This is a genomic window from Pseudoalteromonas sp. APM04 (assembly GCF_022809815.1).
GTDB lineage: Bacteria > Pseudomonadota > Gammaproteobacteria > Enterobacterales > Alteromonadaceae > Pseudoalteromonas > Pseudoalteromonas marina.
In genome coordinates this window covers 281,007-303,557 of record NZ_CP094442.1, presented here as the reverse complement: position 1 = coordinate 303,557, position 22,551 = coordinate 281,007, and the positions used below count along the sequence as shown (strand labels likewise).

Sequence of the window (22,551 nt, the reverse complement as noted above, 5' to 3'; positions counted from 1 at the left end):
TAAAACAAGTAATAATAAATTTAACGTATTACACACTTTAGTAATGCCTTATGGCACAAAAATAAAGCTAATAACATGGACTAAATTATGATTACTTTGCACGGCTTTGCGTCAAGCAACTATTACAACTTAATAAAGCACGTACTTTTACACAAAGCACTGCCATTTAATGAGCACCTTATATACAACAACGATGAGCCATTTTTAGCAATTAACCCAATGGGTAAAGTGCCCGCCATTACTACAACAGATGGGCTAAATATTGCAGAGTCGAGTGTTATTTGCGACTACCTTGAGGAAACCTACCCAAGCAAGGCGCTATACTCTGAAGATTCAACCGAGCGCGCTTTTGTTCGCCAAATAATGAAAATAAGTGAGCTTTACTTTGAATTACCAAGCAGGCGCTTAATCCCATATGTATTTTCAGGCTCACCTACTCCAGAGCAAATTAAAAACGAAGTACGCCAACTATTAGAGCGTGGCGTAAATGCGTTTTGCGAATTAACGCATTTTTCGCCGTGGATAGCTGGCGAACAATTCACCATGGCAGATATTTACGTTTACTACGTAAATTCCGTTGTGAACGCGTTTGCTCCAAAAGAGCTTAATTGGGATGTACTGGCCGAAATCCCTGGTATGAAAGAATGGCAAGCAAAAATGAGCCAGTCGACTATTGCACAGCAAATAGAGGCAGATCGCCAAGCAAATATGCCTGAGTTTATGCAAAAGGTAACAGCACAAATACAGGCAGCTCAAAGCAAGTAATTACGCTATACGCTACCCATTCTCAATTTATAGGAACAGTATTATGACAGATACAAATACACAACTTACTTCAACAATTAACAACGACAACACCCTAACGCTTGCTTTAAAAAATATTGATATGCCAACACCACAGGCCGACGAAGTAGTTGTACGTATAGAAGCCGCACCGCTAAACCCGTCTGATTTAGGTGTGCTATTTAGCGCAGCCGATATGGGCGCAGCAAAACAAACCGGTACTGATCAAAACCCTGTTATAACAGCCAACGTACCCGCGCAATTTATGCCGTCGCTTGAAAAACGCGTAGGTAAAGCCATTCCTGTTGGTAATGAAGGTGCAGGCACTGTAGTCGCAACGGGTACGTCGCCTGCGGCACAAGCATTAATGGGTAAAACAGTGGCTGTTATTGGTGGTGGTACTTATCGTCAGTATTTATGCACCAAGGTACAAAGCTGTTTAGAACTAAAAAAAGGCACTACCGCTAAAGAGGGGGCATCATCTTTTGTAAACCCACTTACTGCACTAGCCATGGTAGAAACCATGCGCGCCGAGGGCCATAAAGCAATTATTCATGCAGCTGCGGCTTCTAATTTAGGGCAAATGTTAAACCGTATTTGTATAGCCGATGGCGTTGATTTAATTAATATTGTACGCAAAACAGAGCAAGAAACCCTACTGCGTAATATGGGTGCTAAATACGTTGTAAACTCAAGCAGCGACACTTTTCTTGCTGACCTAACAGCTGCAATAATCGAAACCGGTGCAACTATCTCGTTTGACCCAATTGGTGGCGGCCAATTAACAAGCGATATACTAAACTGTATGGAAGTAGCGGCCGCACGCGATATGAAAGAGCACAGCCTGTATGGTTCAGACACATTTAAACAAGCTTATATTTACGGCGCATTAGATCGCGGCCCTATTACACTTAATCGTAATTTCGGTTTTGCATGGGCTGTAAGTGGCTTTTTACTATTTAATGCCTTAGGTAAGTTAGGCACTGAAACTGTAATAAAAATGCGCAAACGCGTTGCCGATGAAATAACAACTACTTTTGCGAGCAACTACACGCACGAAGTGTCATTAGCTGAGGTATTACATTTACAATCAATTGCCGCTTATTCTAAACAAGCTACCGGCGAGAAGTACTTAATTAAACCTCAAGCTTAATTAACGCCTAAAACTTTAAAAAGCAGATACTTGTGCGAGTATCTGCTTTTTACGTTTACCACAGAGTTTATTTATATTGAGCTTTTATAAACACTAGAAGTTCCCTAAAGGTAACCTATCAGGCTGTTGCCTATTCCATTAGCTTAAAATCTTGAGCTCCCTTCCAAGCCAAGCTCTCTCTGTGAGCGGACAACTGAGGATTAATATATAAAGTTAAAATTTGACCTATTGACCCAGACCCCATTGGCCTTTTCTAGGTGAGTAAATCTAAACATTTTATTTTCCTGAAATTGATGAGGAGGTGTCCACTAAAACGGGTGAGGGAGATTGTTATGTTAAATGCATTGTTATGCTTCATTCTTTTCAAAGTAACAACATATATGTTAATGATACAACCCAAAATAATATGCTGGTAAGGAGAGGGCTATAAATAAAATACCTAACCCCGCACCATTACCTTCAGCTAGACGAGCATTTTCTTCATCACCTTTGTGGTATAAAACATCTGCATAATGACCTACGGGAATGATTTTAGAATGAAATGAAGTTTTAGATTTAACAACATAGGTAGAGCCATTAACTGTAAACTCAAAGAATGGCCTATACACTTTCCTCTTAATGTTATCAGTATCTTTAGCAATGTATTCCTCATAACGAAGAACTCTGCCTTTAATCTTAAGTGCGTTCTTATTGAAGCGTCGGTAGTCGTAGCATACATAAATACCTAGCGCGCTAAAAATAACCCCGCCAAATAATGGAATAATATTCATTTGTCTCTCCTTGACAGTATTCAGAGTGTAAACCGACCCTGCGATGAAACATAATGCCTTAAGAAGAGGCGTCGCTTGCGCCGCCCTTCTGGCTTAAATTGTTATGTGGTAATGGTCTGCTTATCATTTGCCAAATACTTAAACAGTATACAAAAACAATAGAAACGCCTACTGCCAAAATACGTGATTCTGGGAATGAAAACCACATAACTAAAATTAACGCAGTACGTAATCCCGCATGAATTAGCCCTAAAGGGTGTTGAATAATCCACGAGTACACTACCCAATGCAAACCTAAACCAATACCAAGACTTAAAGTTAGGAACTCAGGAGCATATAAAAATAATGGTATATGGACTGCCCATAACAAGTTTACCATTAAGACAGAAGCGCCCATAAGTTTTGCCAAAGGATTTTTTGAAGAGAAAACAACTTCTTTGGTTATTTTTGATATCAATAAAGCAATTGGAAAAATTAACCCTGAACCAAAAAGTAACACTAACAACCCCGTACTAACAGGAACCTGAGTTGATACTATTGCCACCACAAGCCAATAAATAGCTCCCGCTAAAGGCATAGATAATGATCGTTTAGCAGACCATTCAAAGTCCGCTCTTAATTCTTCCAATGTCATACTATCTCCTCAATCCTTCATTTTACATAACGAGACTGTAGAACAACTCCAACTGGCTATTTTTTAAAAAATGAGTAAACCTACTGCCTCAACAACCGCATAAGGGGCTGATAATAACTTGCTAAAATGTGTTGCGAAGCGGAACTGAGCAAGCTGTTAGCAGTCCCATTTCTTAATGCGCTTGTTATATTTACCTTTTTAACTCTTCGTAAATTTTATTAGCGTAATTATTCATTTCCTGAGTAACTTCAACTTTGTTCCAAGAATCTGATTCAGCCCACGCATAAATGCCTATATCCGAAGAATATAGGATAATTATGTTTGACTCTTTAAACCAATCAACTCCCCAATAATGAACATGGGATGCGCCAGTTCTGATTAAATCACATTTCTCAGATTGAGCTTCGCATACATTGAGATAAACAATCGAGTCGACTACTTCAGGTATTAAAACATAAAAGTCGTCATTGGATTTGATGGGAGCAAGTTTGTAGTTTGAACATCCAGACAAAACGAAAATTAATAGAAAGAGAATTTTACGCATAAACTTCCATGTAAATACAACTTGAACCTAACGGACAATAATACTGCGGTAAAGTGCGCAGCACCGCAGTATTATTACCCCAGTGACCGCAGGGAACGAGTTAAGCGCCTTGTCATGTTTTGCTGTTTCTGACTAGCAAATACACTCCAAAAATTACTGAACATATTCCAATTCCTGCAGCTAAATAAACGTGAAAATAAAATTTATCTGGGTTATCTGCCAATGTAACTAATACTTCTTTGCTTCTATGTTTATGAATGATGCCTTTTTCTTCTGCCAAAAAGCCCCAAAGAACAAAAAACGCCCCGACAGCAATTATGAAGTAAGATTTGAAATCACTTTCTTGGTTGCCCATTTCAGCTTCTAACTCGCTGAGAACTTCATCATTAGACCTTTCTGGTTTAGAAAGCTCATCTTTAAGCTGTCTGTAGTTCTCAGGAAATTTTTCACTATCAATGCTATCCAAAGCTTCGTATAGCTCTTTTAGGGAGTATTTTGAATAGTCTATTTTTTTACTCAAAACAACCTCTGAAAAACATAGACATAATGACTCCCACACGGTGTTAGCCTCCGCTTTCGTGGGTTAGCTTAATTCAAAGCCAGAGCCATAATTAGTTTGTCAATTAACTAAACAGCAGAGGCTAACATGAATAAACATAGCATACTTTTTATCGGTCTTGATACACATAAAGAATTCAATGAAGTTGCCTATATTGAAGAACATAGAGGTGCGCAACCTGTTCATCTTGGCCGAGTTTCGTCTTCCAAAATGGCCGTTCAAAAGCTTGTTCGCCAGTTCGAATCGAAATACCCTGGCGCAACACTTCATTTTGTTTATGAAGCTGGCCCATGTGGTTATTGGATTTACCGATTAATTACCAGCCTTGGCCATTGCTGTTATGTGGTTGCACCTTCTCTTATTCCTAAAAAACCTGGTGAGAAAATTAAAACCGATAAACGTGATGCCCTTAAGCTTGCTAAATTACTTAAGTCTGAAGATTTAACACCTATCTATGTTCCTGAGCCTGAAGATGAAGCTGTACGTGATTTATCTCGTGCACGCGAAGTAGCCATGAAGGATTTAAAAGATGCCAAATATCAATTAAAGGCGCTGCTGCTTCGCAATAATATTAATTACAAAGGCACTGCGAATTGGTCACAAAAACATTTACGTTGGCTCACTGAGCTTGTGTTGCCACACCCCGCTCAGCACATCGTCTTACAAGAATTTTTACACACAATTACCGAACGAATAAGCCGACTTGAGCGGCTAGATAATGAACTAACACACCACGTTCACCAGTGGCGTTATTATCCTGTAGTAAAAGCAATACAAGCTATGCGTGGTGTCCGTTTGTTGGTCGCCACTGGCGTTGTTGCTGAGCTTGGCGATTTATCGCGTTTCGACCATCCCCGCAAATTAATGAGTTATCTCGGTCTTGTACCCAGTGAACACTCGAGTGGTGGCAAACGCCATATTGGCGCCATCACAAAATGCGGGAACGGCCGAGCAAGGCGCCTTCTTGTGGAAGGTGCACATACTTATCGCTATGCAGCAAATATATCCACAGATATGCAAAAACGACAAGAAGGTTTACCAAAGGACATTATTGATATTGCGTGGAAAGCACAGATTAGGCTCTGCAAACGCTATAAAAAAATGATAGCCAAAGGGAAACACTACAATCTGGTTGTTACCGCCATTGCCCGAGAAATGATTGCGTACATATGGGCTATTGCAAGAGAAGTGGTGCTTACGCCAGTGAATAAAAAACTTAGATTGGCAAGAGTACCCGCATGATAAAAGAATTAGAGTTAATGCATGGGATCAAGCATCGGGTGTGGCACAACCACCGACGGCGTTAGGATGGCAATGCAGCTAACGCTGCATTGAACCACGAACATAGACTGAAGACAGGTGCCACGACGAAATAAGTAAGGTCTGCTCTGTTACTAGAAATAGTAATAACCAACGAATATCAGCAAGATAACCGACGACATTACTTGCTTCATCCTATGTATTAACTCGCTCTAATTCGAGCTAAAATAATTATGGCTTAAAAAGTTAGGCAAGGATCAGTGCGTTTAACTTGACAATGGGAGTCATACCAACGCCGTTTTAAGAGGCAAATTGCTGTTGGTTAAAATAAGTGAGGCACGAACAAAAAGCCAACTGTAATTTGTCCGACTTGAAAACCCTTGTTATAAGGCTTGTTCCAAGTATTCGTTTTGATCACCTTTTTGGAAATCATCGTCAATACGGCTCACATGAAAAAACCTTTGCATTCTATTTTTACGCCTTGTAGCTCTATCATAGCCATCTGATTCAATTGCTTCTTTTCTTATTTCATAGGCTGAAAGAACTTTTTCGAGTTCAGCCTCTCTTGATTCTTTATCCGAATGGATTTTTATTGGCATGTAGATATTTTGCTCTAACTGTAAGAGAAATAAAGAGTCTTTGGGGATTAGTTGGCCGGGTTCATATGTTATTGTTACAGTAAATTTATCATTATGATAATCATAATAATGAGCCCACTGAGCCTGTACGTCATCAATCTGATTATCATCAATAAGCAATGCATCAAACCCCGTAAAGCCATCGATAATCGGTTTTAATATATTATCAATATCAGCCGCACCATCAGTTTCTATTCTTTTATGCTCATGCAAGTTCCATTGTAAGTGGAAGGTAATATCACCAACAATATAGAAATTAATACTTTTCAATACATCACGAATAGAAGCTTGTAGCTCTCTTTTTCGTTCCTTAGCGGCGGCACTCTTACTTTGATGAGAAACAGGCGAAATGTTTAAATTGAAGTAAAATTCACATTCACTTTCAACATGCTCCATAAAGCCTAAATTATTATCTAGATCAATTATACTCACCAAGCCTCCGCAGCCTTATAACATTTTAGTATTTATGCGACACGCTGTTTGTGTTGCATAATCGCTTGTTGGACTGAGCCGCTACCTGCTCGGTGTGTCAGAGTTGGTGTTGTTTATGCTATGGGAATTTGCTTTTTGGAGGCTCTCACTTTCCTAGCTGATTTAATCAGCTAGGAAAGTGTTATGTAAGCTTTCCCTGCATTGCTCAGCGCTTATTATGTATTCATTACACCTAAATTTGCCTTAATAAGCAATTATATTTTTTACACGTACAGAGGCCGCTAGCCTGAGCAGTTAAGCAGGTTAACTAATTGATTTTAAGCAGCTACCTAGCTGCTAACTCGTTCGCTCTACTTTGGTCGTTGTTTCATATAACTTGAATACGCCAATTAATCGCATGATACCTACCTTACAATGCTGGCAAGGCCAATGCGGTATCAGTGTTACGTTTTCTGTCTTTAGCTTCTCCACTTTACCTATGTGTGATTCTTGTGACCTTATTAATGCTAACTTTCGCTTGCGACATGCATTAGCTAAAAAACCATAGTGACGAATGCGCATAAACCCTTTGGGCAATACATGTTGTAAGTAACGCCGTAAAAATTCATCACAGCTCAGTGTCATTACTTTATCGCGGTTGTTATCTGCATAATCGCGGTATTTAAAGCTCACTGACTGCTCATTCGCTGACACTAATCGCGATTCTGACATCACGCCTTTTCGTGTATAACGAGCAAGGTAACTAACTAGCTTTTCACTGTACGTTAAACAGGCTTTGCTATACACGCACCATTTGGTTGGCGTGTTTATCTTCGCGAATGAACCATCGCCTTCATTGAGCGCCGCCAGCATTTTACCTCTAAAGACTGTTGATAACGCTTTTACGGGGTATAAATAGCCTTTTTCTATTTCATGCCAGTGCGTTTTTTCAAGTGCACCTGCGGGTATCAAACAATGCAAGTGGATATGCTGACTTAAGTTTTGCCCCCATGTATGCAGTACGCTTGTCATGCCTAACTGACCATGCCTCTTTCGTTTCGCAAATTTACACAGCGTTTGCCATGCGGCTTTAAATAAACACTGGTACAACGCGTTTGGGTTATAGTGCGCAATGATATTCAACTCATGGGGGAGCGTAAAAACAAGGTGGAAATACCGACACGGTAATAAATCCTCTTGCTGCCTTTGCACCCACTTAGCCGTAGCCATGCCTTGGCAACGTGGACAATGACGGTCTCGACAGCTACATCCAATCTTTTGTGACTCACCACAGTTATCACATTGCCATGCTTGGTAACCGAGCTGACCTGTTCTGCATGATTGAAGATGCTGACAGACACGCAGTTGTTGATAGCTCATCGTATGATGCTGGCGATAATTCTCAAGATTCGAGTTTAAAATATCAGCGAGGTGTAAAGCGCTCATTGTTTACCCCAGCTCGCAAGCAAATCAATGCCGCCATGACCTAACTCTGGTAACCAATGTAAGTAACTTTGTGTGGTTTTAATATCACTGTGACCAAGCTGATGTTGCAGTTGATGAAGTGGCATACCTGATTCAAGTTGGTGTGTTGCATAAGCATGGCGTAAAGCATGTGGATTACAGTGCTTTAAGCCACACGCTTGTGCATGTTTTCTCAATGGCTTTCTGAAACTTGAGGGTGACATGGGTTTATCCATTAACCATCGTGAATAAAACATCCAGCCTGTTGGGTGGTACATTTTCCAGTAACTGCGTAATTGGTTTAGTACGCTATCTGAAACTACAACATAACGCGATTTATCTCCTTTACCTTGTTCAATTAAAATGGTTTTACGCTGGCCATCGATGTCTTGCACTTTGATACGTAACAATTCGCCAATACGTAAGCCACACCCATAGCACACCATAATCAATGTTTTTAAGCGCATATCGGTGCAACTCTCTATAAGCCGTCGCATGTCATCGCGCGATAAATACGTGGGTGCACGCAGTTTTACTTTTGGCAGTGTAATATCTAAGTTCAATGGCCGGTGTAAAATATTCTTAAACAAGAACCAAATACTGTTTATCTGTATTTTTTGACTCGATCTGGAAAGTTCACGAATCGCAGGATCGTTAAAAAAGGCGTTAATCTCGTCATCAGTAATCGAATCGAGTGGTTTATTAAAATAATGACTGAGTTTTAGTAAATGTTCACAGTAGCTTTTACAGGTACTTTGCGAATAACCACGATAGGCTATTTCAGTTTTGACTTGTTCAATGAGTGTATTCATGACTTACCTCCAAGTTATGGGATAACCCCAAGGTAAGTGTGGCTCAAATGGTCAGAATAGGATCTCCGCGTAGCGGCTTAGTTCAACATGTTTATAGCGAGCGAATCGCGCGTTTTTCTACCACGGCGGAGCTCGTTTTTCTTGTTTGTTTATTAGTAACAAACTTGCCAACTAATTGCCAGCGTTATTAAAATCCTTCAGTTATCGCTTTTCTTCATAGTATAAAACGAGCAACGGGGTCGTTTTATTGACTATGCGAGCGACCGTACTATGGCTGTATATATACAGCTAAAATTCATAGAATTGAAAATGAAAAATCGCTCTGCGTATATAAATTATATTGCTGCCTACATGCTTACCCCACAATATTTATAAGCACTATTTATAAGCACTATTTATAAGCACTATTAATACCCTTTTAGGCTGGATCGAAAATTTCACCTACTTTGACAACAAACGTCACCTAAATTCAATGAAAACCTTATAACGATCTTTTTTGATCAAAAAGCAGCGATTATCCGATTAAGTGCAATTTGTCATAAAACTGCAATCTAAGTAGGTGATAATTTAAACTCAAACTGTATTTTTTATAATCTAGAAGACGAAGTAAATGACCACACCTCTAGTGCAACTAACATTTGCACTGCAATCACTTGATGATCCGATGTCTGCGGCTATGAGCCACACCATGGAATACGAAAACCTTTCGGTACAAGCTAATGCGCTTCATGCAATTACATTGCAATGCGATTTGCCAGATGCTGTACATGAAGGTGATGTTATTTCGCTTAACGCAACACATCCAAGTGCACGTGGCGCTCAGTATTTTACTGAGAACGTTATTACGCAAGCCGATTTAGAGCGCGGTTACGTTAACCTTACTTTAAACAAAATTACCCATAACCAATGTTTTGTAATGCAGCTTATGTTGCACGGAAAATACGCTACATTAAAAAATAGCCTTCAGTTTGATATGAATATTAACGCATTTGAGGGCGGCTATAACGCGCCACTTGTAAATATCGAGCAGTCAAAACCACAAGGTTTTCGCCGATATTTTGCAGGGGTAGGATCGACTTTTTTATCATTGTTTTAAAACGCTTATCAATAGCGGTTAGTCGGGAAAGCTTATTTTTCCCATAGTCACTCCCGCAATACCTTGCGCGGTATTATTAAGGTGTTGCTGCTCACCTGCTAAGCATTCGTTGGCTAAAATAGCAAATAACACGGCTTCTTTAGCATCGGGGTCTATTCCTAATACCTGTGTGTTTTTAAACGCTTTAACCTCTGGGCAAAGGTTTAAAAGCTGCTCCATTAATAGTGGGTTATGTATTCCACCACCACTGGCATACACCACACAATTTGCCTCGTGTTTAGCACACTTTTTTATAGCATCGCTTATTACATTAGCACTAAATGCATTGAGTGTTGCCATTACATCGTGGTGAGTTAAGTCTAGAGTATTGGTGAGTGCTTGAGCCGCTTTTAAATACGCTAAATTAAACACTTCTGGCCCTGTTGTTTTGGGCATGCTTAAATTAAAAAAGTCATCTGCGCATAATGCATGAAGTAAAGGTGTATTTACTTTCCCTGCTTTTGCTATTTTTGCACCGTCGTCAAAATGCATCCCCTCAAAATATTTTTGTACATAGGCATCCATTATTGTATTACCCGGGCCAATATCAGAGCTAAATACACTGTTTGCATCACCGCTTTTGGGTAAAAAAGTTAAGTTAGCTATACCACCCATGTTAAGTAAAATACGGTTTTCAACAAGGCTTGAAAAAAACAAGTAATCGCCATATACCGCAAGTGGGGCACCTTCGCCTCCTGCGGCTATGTGCTTTTGCCTAAAATCGCCAATGGTTGTAATGCCGGTAGTAACGGCTATTTGGTCGCTGTCGCCAATTTGTAACGTGCCATTAGTAAAGCTTTTATGACTATGTTGCGACTGTGGGCAGTGGTAAATTGTTTGCCCATGACTGGCTATAACATCAATACTTGCTGGATTCACCTGCCAAGTATGTAAGCACTGATTAACCATATTGCCATGGAGCTTACCTACCCACGGATGCAGTAAGGTTACTAGTTCTAAATCGCACTCTCGCTTTGCAAATACCTGCTTTATTTTAGTTTTATAATTGTCGCTATATTCAACGGTGGTAAAATTTAATATTTCAATATGTGTGTTTAAGCCCGCGCCGCTTACCTTACACAGCGCTACATCGAGCCCATCTAACGAGGTACCACTCATTAAACCTACAATTAAACGGCTTGGCTTTTGGGCAGTATTATATAGGGCGGCTATGTGTGGGTGCATAAAAGGTATCTTAAACAGTATTATATTTTGCTTATATTAGAGTACTTTAAAACAAAGTTATAGGCGTAAGCGGTTAATCTTTGTGATTGTGCAATCTCTAATTGCTTGCTAAGTTAAACCGTATTCAGCCCATACTTAATTAAAACAATGATTACCCTAAGAGACTTTAAACCAAAGGACGCGCCACACATTATTAATACCTTAAACGATGAACAGGTGACGCGGTTTTTATCGTCTAAAATTCCATTTCCGTATACTCAAGCCGACGCCGACTGGTGGATAAACCAAGGATCTAAAAGTGGAATAGTTAAGGCCATTGTTGTAGATGAGCAATTTGCGGGGTGTATAGGCATAACGCGCGGAGAGTTCGAGTATAGCCGCAGTGGCGAAATAGGCTATTGGCTTAATAACCACTTTTGGGGGCAAGGAGTAATGACTCACGCTATTACACAAATTTGCGATGACGCGTTTAAAACCTCAAACCTAAACCGTATTTTTGGCGCTGTATTTGCTGGTAATACTGGTTCTATAAAGGCATTGACTAAATGTGGTTTTAAGGCCGAGGCTATTCTTAAACAAGCCATTTATAAAAATGGCGCATTTTACGATAGCCATATTTTTAGCAAGCTCAAATAAACCGTTTAGAATAATTACTCCGCTTAAGGTTGAATTAACAGCCCCTCGCCCAAAACTCCTGTTATAAGGTACAAATTTGTACATACATTTACTACTTAACGCGCATTATTGTTTATGCCAATCGGGTTATTAAACGCATACACATTCGTTAAGTGGGTTCATATTCAAAAGGAGAATTTTATGTCTGCAACTAGTCGTCAACTTACTTTGGCATCACGCCCACACGGTGCTCCAACCGATAAAAACTTTGAGCTTAAAACAGTCGATTTACCAGCCCTTAAAGATGGCGAGGTGCTGCTGCGCACTATTTACTTATCACTTGACCCATACATGCGTGGCCGCATGAGCGACGCAAAGTCGTACGCCGATCCGGTAAACGTGGGTGACGTAATGGTTGGCGCTACCGTGTGCCAAGTAGAAGAGTCTAAAAACGATAAATTTAGCGAAGGCGATTGGGTACTCGCCTACACAGGTTGGCAAAGTTACGCCATTAGTAATGGCGAAGGCCTTATGCAATTAGGCAAAGAGCCTGCTAATCCATCGTACGCGCTAGGCATTATGGGTATGCCGGGCTTTACGGCGTATATGGGCCTACTTGATATTGGCGCACCTAAAGAAGGCGAAACGGTAGTCGTAGCCGCAGCAACGGGGCCAGTTGGTGCAACCGTTGGCCAAATAGCTAAAATCAAAGGCTGTAAAGTGGTAGGCGTTGCTGGTGGCAGCGAAAAATGTGCCCATGCAGTTGAAAAACTAGGGTTTGATGCCTGTATTGATCACAAAGCCGATGACTTTGCAGAGCAACTAGAAAAAGCCTGTGATAACGGCATAGATGTTTATTACGAAAATGTGGGCGGTAAAGTGTTTGATGCCGTATTACCATTACTTAATACCGCAGCTCGTGTACCGCTGTGTGGTTTAGTATCGCAGTATAACGCTACAAGCTTACCTGAAGGCCCTGATCGTATGGGTATGCTAATGGGGCAGTTGCTTACTAAACGTATTAAAATGCAAGGCTTTATAATTTTTGACGACTACGGTCACCGCTACGATGAATTTGCGCAAGACATGCAAAAGTGGCTGCAGGATGGCAAAGTACAATACCGCGAGCACATGGTAGAAGGTATTGAAAACACTGTAAGCGCATTTAACGATATGATCAGCGGTAAAAACTTTGGTAAAACCGTTGTTAAAATCAACGATGCACTTTAACTAAAATATAAAAACACAGCGTTGCTGCAACCAGCAACGCCAACAAGGACTGACATGATAAAACTACACCATTTAAATAAATCGCGCTCAAAACGTATTATTTGGCTTTTAGAAGAACTAGAAGTTGATTACGAAATTGTTGCTTATCAACGTAACAAAGACACATTTTTAGCCCCTGATGAGCTAAAGCAAGTTCACCAACTCGGTAAGTCGCCAGTTATTGAAGACGATGGGTTAATTGTTACCGAATCTGGCGCTATTACTGATTACTTAATTACTAAATACGGTAACGGAAAGTTTGCACCAAAGGCTGGCACCGCTGACTACGTTGATTACCAACAATGGCTACACTTTGCTGAGAGCTCTGCAATTTTACCGCTACTACTTAAAATGTTTGTGCTTAAAGATGGCGCTAAAACACAATTTTTAGAAGGCTACGCCGACGCCGAAACCGCTAAAGTTATTAGCTACTTTAACGACCGGCTAGAAGGTAAACGTTATTTAGTTGGCGACACCCTAACCGGCGCCGATTTTATGATGTCGTTTATTGTTGAAATTGTTAAAAACTCAGGCCAGCTAGGTCACTTTAAAAACCTAGTAAAATACGACGAGCAATTACAAAGCCACGAGAAGTTTCATACGGCTAATGAGCTAGAAGCTAAATACGACTAATTTTATACGCCTATGACTGTGGAAACACAGTCATAGCAAACATTTTTGCTGCTCTGTTTTATTTACACTAATTTGCTCAAGCGTATTAAAATTCAATTAAAAATAATTTATCTGGATCATTGTGCTGTAGAGTAAAACTCTAAAGTTCTCATTTTTAGTCAACCAATCGATAACCCACGGCCGGTTCAGTTAAAATATATTTTGGACTCGCAGGGTTAGCCTCTAGTTTTTGTCTGAGCTGTGCCACATGGACTCTTACGTATTCAGGACGCTCTACATACTGCGCCCCCCAAATATGGCTTAAGATTGCATTATGGGTGAGTACTTTATTTTTATTTTGAAACAGCAATAAGAGTATTGCGTACTCTTTTTTAGTGAGTTTTACCTCACCTCCAGAAGCAGTAACACTGTGCTTTTGCGGATCTATTTTTATATTCCCGCAGGTAAATGCCACACTCGGTTGGCTTTGGGTGCGTAATAAAACCCGAATTCGGGCTAGCAACTCATTCGCGCTAAACGGTTTAGTAATATAGTCATTTGCCCCATTATCAAGCGCTGTGACTTTTTCAACTTCGCCATCTCGAGCTGAGAGTACTAAAACAGGTAAGGCACTCCATTGTCTAAACTCAATTAACCAGTCTTGACCATCCATGTCTAACAGGCCCAAGTCTAACAATACAAGATCGTAACTTTGCTCACTTAAACGTGCAAAGCCATCTAACCCTTTATCACAAATACTTAGCTCGTAGCCACTGGCTTGCAACAAAGTTTTTAAAAAGCTTTGTAGTGGGGGAGAATCTTCTAATATCAAGATTTTAGTCATTACTTTTTTCCCAGATTAACTTTGCGTACGCCATATTTGTTTCGTTATTAATTGTTAATGTAAATGTGCCCTGATGAAATTTAGCAACCACATCACAAATAATGCTGCCTAACCCAACGCCTTCATTGCTTCTTGTTTGCGCTTTAGTGATCACGTTATTAGTGAGAATTAGCTGATAACATATCTTTTGCTGATTGATACTTTGCGTAAATTCAACGCTCACCTTTTTATCACCATAACGCCATGCATTTTCGAGCATATTAGCCAGCGCAATTTCTAACAAAGTCACATCCCCTTCGCATGTTGTCTGAGCGTCTATATTGGTATTTATGACAAAATCAGTGAGTTGCTGCTGCCTTCTAGCTTTAGCTTCACTAAGTAGTGCTTGTAAGTTTATTGTTTGCCAACTTAGGTTTTCACCCATTTTATTAACTCGGCTTAACTCCATTACTTTATCAAAGTGCTCATTTAGTATTTTACTTTGCTCATAAATATTACTCGCTTGCTCTTTTATCACGATGTCACTGAGGGTAATCTCATCATCTGCAAGCATGCTCGATGCGCCCATAATAGTCGCCAGTGGTGTGCGTAAATCGTGAGACAAACTGCGTAAAAGTGCATTTTTAGCGCGCTCTAATTCCGCTTGCACCGAAATAGCAGCCGACTGTTGGCGTAATAACGTTTTTTCATGTACCTGATAAAGAAGCGAAATAGCGGTGTCAGCAAAGGATTTTTGCCCTTGCGTTAACCGTTTAGTAAAATTAAACCCGCCCCAGCTAGGGTTAACTTCACTAAGCAATATAAACTCACTATTGCCCTGCGATGCTGCAGGTATAAATGTACAAGATGCGTTTAAATGCTTACTGATGCGCTGCACAAAGTACTTTTTTTGTTCATCCAGCGTATCTAGGCTGTTTAAGTCTTTGGCCAGTTCGTACAAGGTGCGACTATTACTTGCATGTAATTGCACATCCCTAACTTTAGTACTGAGCTCCCCTGCCAATTGGCTGATCACAAAGCCAACAATCAGCATAACCATAAAGGTTACTAAATATTCTATGTTTTCAATATGAAAAGTAAAATTTGGGGCAACAAAAAACCAATCTGTACACGCCACACTCACTAAGGTGGTCAGTATGGCAAGACGACGATTACTGCGCACAGCAACCCAAGTCACCCATAATAACTGAAGCATCACGATATCGGTGGTAGTAAACCAATTACGCACAGGGTAAATGGCAATAACCACAATTAATGGCATTATTACTGCCAAAAACAATGCGTTATACCAACGTGGTTTAGCCTCTGCCTGATTCATTAATTATTCCTCTAACATTTGAGCACCTAGATTACTGCCTTTTCGATATTGCCTCTATAAAGTTTTTATAAAGTTTTTTATCTGATTCGTTAAATCTTTATAAAGCTTTTAACGCCTACCTTCATTGTTACTTTAATAACTCATATTCTAACTTCAGCAGAAGGAGTAATAGGTGTGTTGGGTTGGATAAAAATAGTGATGCTTACAGCCTATGTATTAACTGTTTATTGACCAAATGAACTTTACCACTTCTCTCTTTTAACTTTAATTTAGGTATCAACATGGCACATTTTACAGTGATCGGATTAGGTCGATTTGGCATTGCAGCAAGCCTTGAGTTAATTCATTTAGGGCATACAGTCACTGGGGTTGATAGTAACCCTAAACTCGCTGAAAAATATGTTGAGCATTTATCTGAAACCGTTGTTTGCGACTCCACTGATGAAGCCGCACTTAAAGAGCTTGATTTAGCGAGCAGTCAGGCAGTTTTAGTGGCGATTGGAGAAGACATGCAATCGAGCATTCTGTGCACCCTTGCATTAAAAAACCTAGCTGTTAAGCAAATATGGGTAAAAGCGAGCACCAAAGCCCATCACACAATTATTTCTAAGCTAGGTGTAACACGCATCATTCATCCTGAAGAAGAAATGGGCGTGCGCGTTGCACAAGCGCTTAATTACCCTGTAGTAAACGACTATATTTCCTTAGGCAATGGCTTATACGTTGTTGAAGTAAGTATAAAAGCGCACTTACATAAAACAAAACTAGGGCATTTACTTAAAGAAATAAAAGGCACTGTAAACCCATTATTGGTCAAGCGCGCAAAGCAAACGTTTGTCAAACTTGATGACGACTTTGAGTTACTTACCTACGACACTTTACTGTTATCAGGTAATCGAGTCGAACTAAACTATCTTGCACCAAGGCTTTTATAATTATGGTTTTATGGCACCCTCTCAAAACACCTATAGATCGAAAAGCCAATGGGCATAAAAAACTCAATGCGGCTCCACCGCTTGTTCTTTGCTGTAGTTTTTTAATATTAATAACGCTAGGGGCCTTGGCGTTAAAACTACCTTTTGCAACCTATGCGCCTATTTCATGGATACAAAGTGCGTTTACAGCAACCTCCGCGGTGACTGTAACCGGATTAGTTGTAGTCGATACTGGTTCAGTGTTTACTCCTTTTGGACAAGGCGTTATTGCGCTATTAATTCAACTAGGTGGTCTAGGTTTAATGACCTTTGCGGTTGTAACTTTAATGGCACTGGGTAATAAAGTTGGCTTTATTCAAAAAACAGTGACCAAAGCTGCTTTTAATCAAACAGATACATCTACTTTGGTAAATACCGCTAAGTCTGTTTTGCTGTTTGCGCTAATCGTTGAATCTGTAGGCATTATTATTTTAACGCTGTATTGGCTACCCGAAATGGGCTTACAAAAAAGCTTTTTTCATGCACTTTTTTATACTATTAGCGCTTTTAACAACGCAGGGTTTGCATTGAGCCCCAATAGCTTAATGCAATATGTAGAAGACCCCGTTGTAAATTTAACAATTACCTGTTTGTTTATTATTGGTGGCCTAGGCTTTACCGTATTAACCGATTTATATAAATCAAAGCGTTGGGCTAAGCTCAGTCCCTACAGTAAATTAATGCTGATCAGCACTGTTATTATTAACGTTATTGCATTGTTGCTTATTTACGTAATTGAATACGATAACCCAAAAACACTGCAGCCGTTATCTGAAATAGGGAAATGGCTAGCAGCTTGGTTTCAAGCCGTTACTCCTCGCACTGCGGGGTTTAATACCATTGCTATTGAAGAGTTAAAAAATGCCAGTACCGCTTTAACTATGATGCTTATGTTTATTGGTGGCGGGTCTTTGAGTACTGCAAGTGGCATAAAGGTCGTTACGTTTATCGTTTTAATATTAGCAACCTATAGCTACTTAAGGCGTGACAAGGGCGTCACCGTGCTACGCCGAGAAATAGACAAAGATTCAGTGTATAAAGCATTAGCCTTAACCGTTATTTCAGCGGGAGTCACTTGGTTGGCTATTTTTACATTACTGGTCGTTGAAGATGCACCTTTTTTAGATATTGCTTTTGAAGCGGTATCGGCACTGGGTACGGTAGGACTTTCACGCGGTTTAACGTCATCGTTATCACCGCTGGGGGAGTTTATCATTATGTTTTTAATGTTTATGGGCAGAATAGGCCCGCTCACTCTCGCCTACTTTTTAGCTAGTCCACGAAGTAAAAAACTAAGATACCCAAGCGCACAACTCTCTATTGGTTAAAAACACAAACGCGGGTTTATTAGTTAGTCCGTATTTTTAAATACCCGCTATTTCGCGCTCTGTAATACACTCGTTCGAGGCCATTTCAAACTCACGGCAAGTAAGTGGGCGGTTTTCATAAATGGTACACATTAGCGTATTGCGGTCGAGTGCTTGGCACCAGCCATCGTCTGCGCGTTTCATTACTTCGCTGCCCCACTTGTCGTAATCAATGTACTGAAAAGGCACACCGGTGTCGGTTACTATGCGCACTTCTAATTGGCAACAACACGCTTGGCAGTTAGCGCAGGTTACGGGTTCAGGTGTAGAGGAAATAGTTTTACTTGGAATAACAGTGTTAGGCATAGTGGCTTAAATAAAAGAAACACACTAAGTAGGATACACGAGCTGGCTAAACGCGCTAGTTAATTTTAATGGTGAATAAATAGAATAATAAAAAGCGTGCTACTGGCTAACACGCTTTATTGTTGGCTTTTAATTTTAAATTAAAAGTTTAATACCACCTTCACATCATCAGACACAGCAGATGTCGCAACAAACCCAATCGTATTTGGGTTAGCTGCAACCATTTTGATCACCTCTGAGTCATTTTCTAGCTCTTTGGGTGGTGTTCCTTTTCCCGTAAAAATAAGCTTTGACCAATAGGCTCTTAACTGCGACGCACTTTTATTAAGCAGTTTACTGTTAAACTGCTCCGTAGTCGGATTTTTTGAATCTTGTGATATTGGAATGATCGTATTGCCATTACTAAACGACTTTTCTTTTCCGGTATAAATTCGACTAATGACGGACTCATCAAAACTACTCTCGTTTGAAGGATGTACAATAATAGCAAAATCAGCAAAGGCAACATTGCTAAACAAAAACAGTACACATAACATTAATTTTTTCATTTTTAATTCCCCTTAAAATACAACATCAACACCAAGCGTGATTGCTTTACTATCACCCGCTACCGCCAACTCGAATGAATCATCTTTTACCCTGTCGTACTGTATTTTGAGTGCCGCCGAAGGATGAAAATCCCAACGAACCCCCACCGCAAAGGTATTATGGCTTTCAGTATCTCCCTCACCTTCTTGCTCAAAATCTGAAAACATCACATAAGGCGTAATTGCATCAAACCGATACCCTGCACTGATCATATAAGTGTCTAGGTTTCCGTCTAGATCTAAACGGTTAAGTTCGCTTAGTACAAAAAAGTCGCCAAAATCAAAATTGGCAGCTAAGCCATAGAATTTGCCATCACGGCTATCTTTTCCATCCCATAAAACCGGCTCTCCAGAACGAAAGCGTTTATTAGTGTATTGCATATGCGTTACTCTCAATTCAAGCCAATCATGGCTTAACGAAAGTACACCACCTAGCATATCTTCCCAAATTTCTCGGGTAGGCTCTTGAAAGAAAAAGTCTGATAGCAGTTTGTTGTCGTCATCATCTTCTTTACCAGCATACACATTAGCAGACACACCCCACTCTCCAATCGAACCAGAATAGAGAAGGTTTATGCCCTCATAGTTAAATACTTGCCATGTATAATTGTCGGCAGGTGCACGCATCCATACATATGCGTAACCTACGTCAAAAAAATCTGAGTAATAAAAAAGAGGCAAACGCTTTTTACCTGCTTGAACCGTCCAATTATCATTTATTTCGTACGAAATATATGCCCACTCAAAATTAGCATCAAAATCGTTTACACCTCGGGCAACAATTTGACCTGTGACAGATAAGCCCTCACCAAGATCCCCCGACACTTGTTACCAATTAACGACTCTGGAGAGAAAGATAAATCTTCTGTGTAGCCACTCACATTAGGGTAGTCCGCCAAAAAGGTTGGCTCAACACCATATTGAGGCACACCACTTCCACTGAGTACTTTACCCGCGTTAATACTTGCAAAGCCTGAAATATTAATTTCAGCGTAACTAGTCCCTGAAATAAATACTCCTAACAGCATCAATTTTTGCAGTTTCATCGTTCACCTCGTTTTATATGACCTTAATAGTCATGTTGAGTATAGTTAAACGCTGAAAAAACAAACAAAAATTTAACATTTTTTATAATTATGCAGGTTTGATCATTACTTTAATGGCTATCTGCCAAGCAGTGTAGCTTTTATATCGCTATACCGCTGTTGCTCACAAAGCGCAAATCCGCTGAGTTGGCGTACCTTATTACGAGCAAACAATGGCACGCTCATACCTGCTAAAAAGCGGCACTGGGTTTCAACACCCACGTTATGAACTCCCTTTGTGGCCATATGCGCCAAAAACTCATCTACTTTTTGATAAATAACCTCATCTGCAATAGTTACAGGCGCTAGTGAGTATTCTAGTTTTACAGCATTACCACGGCATACACTGCAATGCCCGCATTGCGCTGGCGCGTTTTGGTCGTCAAAGTAGCGCGCTAAGTTATAACTCAGGCAAGTTTGTAGCTCAAAAAAGCGCACTAAAGCAGCAATTCGTTTTATTTCAGCTTGTTCTTTATCAGCAAAGTAGTGGTGTAACTGCTGGGCAAGCTCTGGGTTATTTATAACTTCACTATGCACTTTATATACTTGGGTAATGCGTTTGGTTTCAAGCGTTATAAGGTTTTTTTCGGCTAGGTAGTCAAGCGCGGCCACAACCCGTTTACGGTCAACCTGCGCGGCTTGGGTAAGGGTGTCAAAATTGAGCGTGCCCCATATTTTTTTAAAATCGGTATGGCTAAATATTTGCGTTAAAAAGGCTTGGCGCTGCTCGTCAAACTGGCTAAGTAGCTCGTTTTTATCAACCAAAAACTTGTATTTAAAATCGGCATAATAGGCGTACTGCGGCGTAATTGCGCCTTGCATTTCAAGTTGAACCAGTAATGTTTTAAGTGCTAATTGGCGAATATTACTTTCGCTTGAAAGGCTGAATTCTTGCATTTCCCATTGCTGTTGGGCTTGGCGAATATCGTTAATTACATATTCAATGCCACTCAGCTCAGGGGTGTCGCCATATACAAAGTTTTCTACTGTGTTTAGGCCATCTAAATTAGCAAGCGTGTAGCAGTTTGATGGGTTGCCATCGCGCCCTGCGCGGCCAATTTCTTGGCTGTAGTTTTCAATCGATTTTGGTAAATCGTAATGAATAACAAAGCGAATGTCTGATTTATCAACGCCCATACCAAAGGCTATAGTTGCTACAACTACGTTAATTTTACCCGCCATAAAATCATCTTGAATTTGCCACCGGAGTGTATCTTCAAGCCCTGCATGATACGCAACCGCCTGAATACCTTGCGCACTTAGCGTGATAGCCACTTGCTCAGCACTTTGCTGCAGTGTTACATACACAATACCTGGGCCATTTTGCGCACGCACTATGTTTGTAAGTTCGGTGTTTTTATCAGCCGTTTTTACACTTAGCACGCTTAAATCGAGGTTAGCGCGGTAAAAGCCAGTTTGTACAATGCACTCAGGGGCAATATTAAAACGCTCACTCATGTCGCGTTTTACTTTTTTAGTGGCGGTGGCGGTAAGCAATAGTACTAGTGGAATATTTAGCTCTTCGCGATATCGCGGTAGTTTTAAGTAGTCAGGTCTGAAGTTATGCCCCCATTCAGATATACAGTGCGCCTCATCTACCACCAGCATAGACAGCGCAACCTGGCTTATAAACTCTCTAAATCGCTCGTTTTTAAAGCGCTCTACCGACACCATTAACACTTTAATTTTACCATTTCGCACATCGTTCATTACGGTGCTGCTTTGCATTTGGTCTTGGCTTGAGTCTAGGCTTGCCGCGTAAATACCTTTGCTATTTAAAAAACTAATTTGATCTTTCATTAAGGCTAGTAATGGCGACACCACTAACGTTAAGTTTTCTAAATGCATAGCCGTTAGCTGATAACACAACGACTTACCCGACCCTGTAGGGAATATAGCAAGGGACGATTGCCCATTTAAAAGCTGCTCTATAGTTTGCTGCTGCCCTGCTCTAAACTGGTTAAAACCAAAATGTTGCTCAAGTGATTGTAAAAGCGGCGTATTCATAAAAATGTCCTTTTTGGCGTTGATAACACAGGGCTATAACAGAAAAATGCAGCCTAGATGAAGTATTTGCAAGTTAGTATACCGTAAATTAGGTGATTTACTGCTGACATATCCATTATTTAGGCGCACACTATAGCCCCATAAAAGTGAGCTTTGCCAAAATAATTTTCGATACCCAAGTCATTTTAAAAATAATAAAACAGATTGCTTGGGTATATT

General features: G+C 40.2%; 22 protein-coding genes and 1 pseudogene. 9 read left to right on the top strand and 14 right to left on the bottom strand.

The genetic code is table 11. The features are described from left to right. Nucleotides 1-87: 87 nt before the first annotated feature. Nucleotides 88-765: a glutathione S-transferase family protein gene (locus MTP24_RS17255; RefSeq protein WP_243534470.1), complete on the top strand. Its 678-nt coding sequence runs from the start codon at nt 88-90 to the stop codon at nt 763-765. Nucleotides 766-808: 43 nt separating this feature from the next. Further along, nucleotides 809-1,936, top strand: coding sequence for a zinc-binding dehydrogenase (locus MTP24_RS17250; protein ID WP_243534467.1), 1,128 nt, complete (start codon nt 809-811; stop codon nt 1,934-1,936). A gap of 383 nt (nt 1,937-2,319) precedes the next feature. On the opposite strand, the gene MTP24_RS17245 is transcribed toward MTP24_RS17250, so the two are convergent. The 4 genes from MTP24_RS17245 to MTP24_RS17230 form a co-directional block, all read right to left on the bottom strand. Continuing rightward, nucleotides 2,320-2,706: a hypothetical protein gene (locus MTP24_RS17245; RefSeq protein WP_243534465.1), complete on the bottom strand. Its 387-nt coding sequence runs from the start codon at nt 2,704-2,706 to the stop codon at nt 2,320-2,322. A 58-nt stretch (nt 2,707-2,764) separates the two neighbouring features. Continuing rightward, nucleotides 2,765-3,340 (bottom strand): hypothetical protein, encoded by a 576-nt coding sequence (locus tag MTP24_RS17240; RefSeq protein WP_243534463.1) that lies wholly within the window; start codon nt 3,338-3,340, stop codon nt 2,765-2,767. A 190-nt stretch (nt 3,341-3,530) separates the two neighbouring features. After that, nucleotides 3,531-3,884, bottom strand: coding sequence for a hypothetical protein (locus tag MTP24_RS17235; RefSeq protein ID WP_243534461.1), 354 nt, complete (start codon nt 3,882-3,884; stop codon nt 3,531-3,533). 112 nt (nt 3,885-3,996) lie between these two features. Beyond that, nucleotides 3,997-4,404 carry a hypothetical protein gene (locus MTP24_RS17230; protein ID WP_010556052.1) on the bottom strand — a complete coding sequence of 136 codons (408 nt, stop codon included), beginning with the start codon at nt 4,402-4,404 and terminating at the stop codon, nt 3,997-3,999. A gap of 126 nt (nt 4,405-4,530) precedes the next feature. Here MTP24_RS17230 and MTP24_RS17225 point away from each other — a divergent pair, with 126 nt between their 5' ends. Continuing rightward, nucleotides 4,531-5,685 (top strand): IS110 family transposase, encoded by a 1,155-nt coding sequence (locus MTP24_RS17225; protein ID WP_138740772.1) that lies wholly within the window; start codon nt 4,531-4,533, stop codon nt 5,683-5,685. Between the two features lie 401 nt (nt 5,686-6,086). Here MTP24_RS17225 and MTP24_RS17220 read toward each other — a convergent pair whose 3' ends face one another. The 3 genes from MTP24_RS17220 to MTP24_RS17210 all read right to left on the bottom strand — a co-directional run bounded on the left by MTP24_RS17220 (nt 6,087) and on the right by MTP24_RS17210 (nt 9,028). Further along, the gene (locus tag MTP24_RS17220) at nt 6,087-6,773 is read right to left on the bottom strand and encodes a RusA family crossover junction endodeoxyribonuclease (RefSeq protein ID WP_243534459.1); all 687 of its coding nucleotides are present in this window, start codon (nt 6,771-6,773) and stop codon (nt 6,087-6,089) included. A gap of 336 nt (nt 6,774-7,109) precedes the next feature. Beyond that, nucleotides 7,110-8,198, bottom strand: a complete 1,089-nt coding sequence (locus tag MTP24_RS17215) for an IS91 family transposase (RefSeq protein ID WP_243533907.1) — start codon at nt 8,196-8,198, stop codon at nt 7,110-7,112. Further along, the gene (locus MTP24_RS17210) at nt 8,195-9,028 is read right to left on the bottom strand and encodes a tyrosine-type recombinase/integrase (RefSeq protein ID WP_243533905.1); all 834 of its coding nucleotides are present in this window, start codon (nt 9,026-9,028) and stop codon (nt 8,195-8,197) included. Before MTP24_RS17210 ends, MTP24_RS17215 begins: the two co-directional genes overlap by 4 nt. Before the next feature lie 610 nt (nt 9,029-9,638). Between MTP24_RS17210 and MTP24_RS17205 the strand changes: the two genes are divergently transcribed. Then, entirely contained in the window at nt 9,639-10,124 is a 486-nt protein-coding gene (locus MTP24_RS17205) for a hypothetical protein (RefSeq protein ID WP_243534457.1), read from the top strand. Between the two features lie 18 nt (nt 10,125-10,142). On the opposite strand, the gene MTP24_RS17200 is transcribed toward MTP24_RS17205, so the two are convergent. Continuing rightward, nucleotides 10,143-11,348 carry an anhydro-N-acetylmuramic acid kinase gene (locus tag MTP24_RS17200; RefSeq protein ID WP_243534454.1) on the bottom strand — a complete coding sequence of 402 codons (1,206 nt, stop codon included), beginning with the start codon at nt 11,346-11,348 and terminating at the stop codon, nt 10,143-10,145. Nucleotides 11,349-11,495: 147 nt separating this feature from the next. On the opposite strand from MTP24_RS17200, the gene MTP24_RS17195 reads away from it, so the two are divergent. The 3 genes from MTP24_RS17195 (at nt 11,496) to MTP24_RS17185 (ending at nt 13,865) form a co-directional block, all read left to right on the top strand. Next, on the top strand, nt 11,496-11,984 hold the full coding sequence (locus MTP24_RS17195) for a GNAT family protein (protein ID WP_243534452.1): 489 nt from the start codon (nt 11,496-11,498) through the stop codon (nt 11,982-11,984). A gap of 180 nt (nt 11,985-12,164) precedes the next feature. Continuing rightward, nucleotides 12,165-13,193, top strand: a complete 1,029-nt coding sequence (locus MTP24_RS17190; RefSeq protein ID WP_243534450.1) for an NADP-dependent oxidoreductase — start codon at nt 12,165-12,167, stop codon at nt 13,191-13,193. Nucleotides 13,194-13,247: 54 nt separating this feature from the next. Beyond that, complete coding sequence (locus tag MTP24_RS17185; protein ID WP_006793540.1) at nt 13,248-13,865, top strand: glutathione S-transferase; 618 nt, start codon at nt 13,248-13,250, stop codon at nt 13,863-13,865. 154 nt (nt 13,866-14,019) lie between these two features. On the opposite strand, the gene MTP24_RS17180 is transcribed toward MTP24_RS17185, so the two are convergent. Together MTP24_RS17180 and MTP24_RS17175 are read right to left on the bottom strand one after the other, a co-directional pair. Then, nucleotides 14,020-14,688, bottom strand: a complete 669-nt coding sequence (locus MTP24_RS17180) for a response regulator transcription factor (protein ID WP_008130878.1) — start codon at nt 14,686-14,688, stop codon at nt 14,020-14,022. Further along, nucleotides 14,681-16,006, bottom strand: coding sequence for a DUF4118 domain-containing protein (locus tag MTP24_RS17175; RefSeq protein WP_243534447.1), 1,326 nt, complete (start codon nt 16,004-16,006; stop codon nt 14,681-14,683). Before MTP24_RS17175 ends, MTP24_RS17180 begins: the two co-directional genes overlap by 8 nt. Nucleotides 16,007-16,287: 281 nt before the next feature. On the opposite strand from MTP24_RS17175, the gene MTP24_RS17170 reads away from it, so the two are divergent. Continuing rightward, nucleotides 16,288-16,941 (top strand): TrkA family potassium uptake protein, encoded by a 654-nt coding sequence (locus MTP24_RS17170; RefSeq protein ID WP_039037248.1) that lies wholly within the window; start codon nt 16,288-16,290, stop codon nt 16,939-16,941. 2 nt (nt 16,942-16,943) lie between these two features. After that, nucleotides 16,944-18,308 (top strand): TrkH family potassium uptake protein, encoded by a 1,365-nt coding sequence (locus tag MTP24_RS17165; protein WP_203987826.1) that lies wholly within the window; start codon nt 16,944-16,946, stop codon nt 18,306-18,308. 36 nt (nt 18,309-18,344) lie between these two features. Here MTP24_RS17165 and MTP24_RS17160 read toward each other — a convergent pair whose 3' ends face one another. The 4 genes and pseudogenes from MTP24_RS17160 to MTP24_RS17145 all read right to left on the bottom strand — a co-directional run bounded on the left by MTP24_RS17160 (nt 18,345) and on the right by MTP24_RS17145 (nt 22,332). Beyond that, nucleotides 18,345-18,653, bottom strand: a complete 309-nt coding sequence (locus MTP24_RS17160) for a YkgJ family cysteine cluster protein (protein ID WP_004586962.1) — start codon at nt 18,651-18,653, stop codon at nt 18,345-18,347. Nucleotides 18,654-18,793: 140 nt separating this feature from the next. Beyond that, nucleotides 18,794-19,201: a phosphate ABC transporter substrate-binding protein gene (locus MTP24_RS17155; protein WP_243534445.1), complete on the bottom strand. Its 408-nt coding sequence runs from the start codon at nt 19,199-19,201 to the stop codon at nt 18,794-18,796. Between the two features lie 12 nt (nt 19,202-19,213). After that, nucleotides 19,214-20,286: pseudogene (locus MTP24_RS17150) on the bottom strand (porin). 117 nt (nt 20,287-20,403) lie between these two features. Further along, nucleotides 20,404-22,332 carry a RecQ family ATP-dependent DNA helicase gene (locus MTP24_RS17145; protein WP_243534443.1) on the bottom strand — a complete coding sequence of 643 codons (1,929 nt, stop codon included), beginning with the start codon at nt 22,330-22,332 and terminating at the stop codon, nt 20,404-20,406. Nucleotides 22,333-22,551 lie beyond the last annotated feature (219 nt).

Coding starts and splice junctions, on each gene's coding strand:
- MTP24_RS17255 (WP_243534470.1), top strand. CDS start 88: ATGATTACTTTGCACGGCTTTGCGTCAAGCAACTATTACAACTTAATA.
- MTP24_RS17250 (WP_243534467.1), top strand. CDS start 809: ATGACAGATACAAATACACAACTTACTTCAACAATTAACAACGACAAC.
- MTP24_RS17245 (WP_243534465.1), bottom strand. CDS start 2,706: ATGAATATTATTCCATTATTTGGCGGGGTTATTTTTAGCGCGCTAGGT.
- MTP24_RS17240 (WP_243534463.1), bottom strand. CDS start 3,340: ATGACATTGGAAGAATTAAGAGCGGACTTTGAATGGTCTGCTAAACGA.
- MTP24_RS17235 (WP_243534461.1), bottom strand. CDS start 3,884: ATGCGTAAAATTCTCTTTCTATTAATTTTCGTTTTGTCTGGATGTTCA.
- MTP24_RS17225 (WP_138740772.1), top strand. CDS start 4,531: ATGAATAAACATAGCATACTTTTTATCGGTCTTGATACACATAAAGAA.
- MTP24_RS17215 (WP_243533907.1), bottom strand. CDS start 8,198: ATGAGCGCTTTACACCTCGCTGATATTTTAAACTCGAATCTTGAGAAT.
- MTP24_RS17210 (WP_243533905.1), bottom strand. CDS start 9,028: ATGAATACACTCATTGAACAAGTCAAAACTGAAATAGCCTATCGTGGT.
- MTP24_RS17205 (WP_243534457.1), top strand. CDS start 9,639: ATGACCACACCTCTAGTGCAACTAACATTTGCACTGCAATCACTTGAT.
- MTP24_RS17200 (WP_243534454.1), bottom strand. CDS start 11,348: ATGCACCCACACATAGCCGCCCTATATAATACTGCCCAAAAGCCAAGC.
- MTP24_RS17195 (WP_243534452.1), top strand. CDS start 11,496: ATGATTACCCTAAGAGACTTTAAACCAAAGGACGCGCCACACATTATT.
- MTP24_RS17190 (WP_243534450.1), top strand. CDS start 12,165: ATGTCTGCAACTAGTCGTCAACTTACTTTGGCATCACGCCCACACGGT.
- MTP24_RS17185 (WP_006793540.1), top strand. CDS start 13,248: ATGATAAAACTACACCATTTAAATAAATCGCGCTCAAAACGTATTATT.
- MTP24_RS17180 (WP_008130878.1), bottom strand. CDS start 14,688: ATGACTAAAATCTTGATATTAGAAGATTCTCCCCCACTACAAAGCTTT.
- MTP24_RS17175 (WP_243534447.1), bottom strand. CDS start 16,006: ATGAATCAGGCAGAGGCTAAACCACGTTGGTATAACGCATTGTTTTTG.
- MTP24_RS17170 (WP_039037248.1), top strand. CDS start 16,288: ATGGCACATTTTACAGTGATCGGATTAGGTCGATTTGGCATTGCAGCA.
- MTP24_RS17165 (WP_203987826.1), top strand. CDS start 16,944: ATGGTTTTATGGCACCCTCTCAAAACACCTATAGATCGAAAAGCCAAT.
- MTP24_RS17160 (WP_004586962.1), bottom strand. CDS start 18,653: ATGCCTAACACTGTTATTCCAAGTAAAACTATTTCCTCTACACCTGAA.
- MTP24_RS17155 (WP_243534445.1), bottom strand. CDS start 19,201: ATGAAAAAATTAATGTTATGTGTACTGTTTTTGTTTAGCAATGTTGCC.
- MTP24_RS17145 (WP_243534443.1), bottom strand. CDS start 22,332: ATGAATACGCCGCTTTTACAATCACTTGAGCAACATTTTGGTTTTAAC.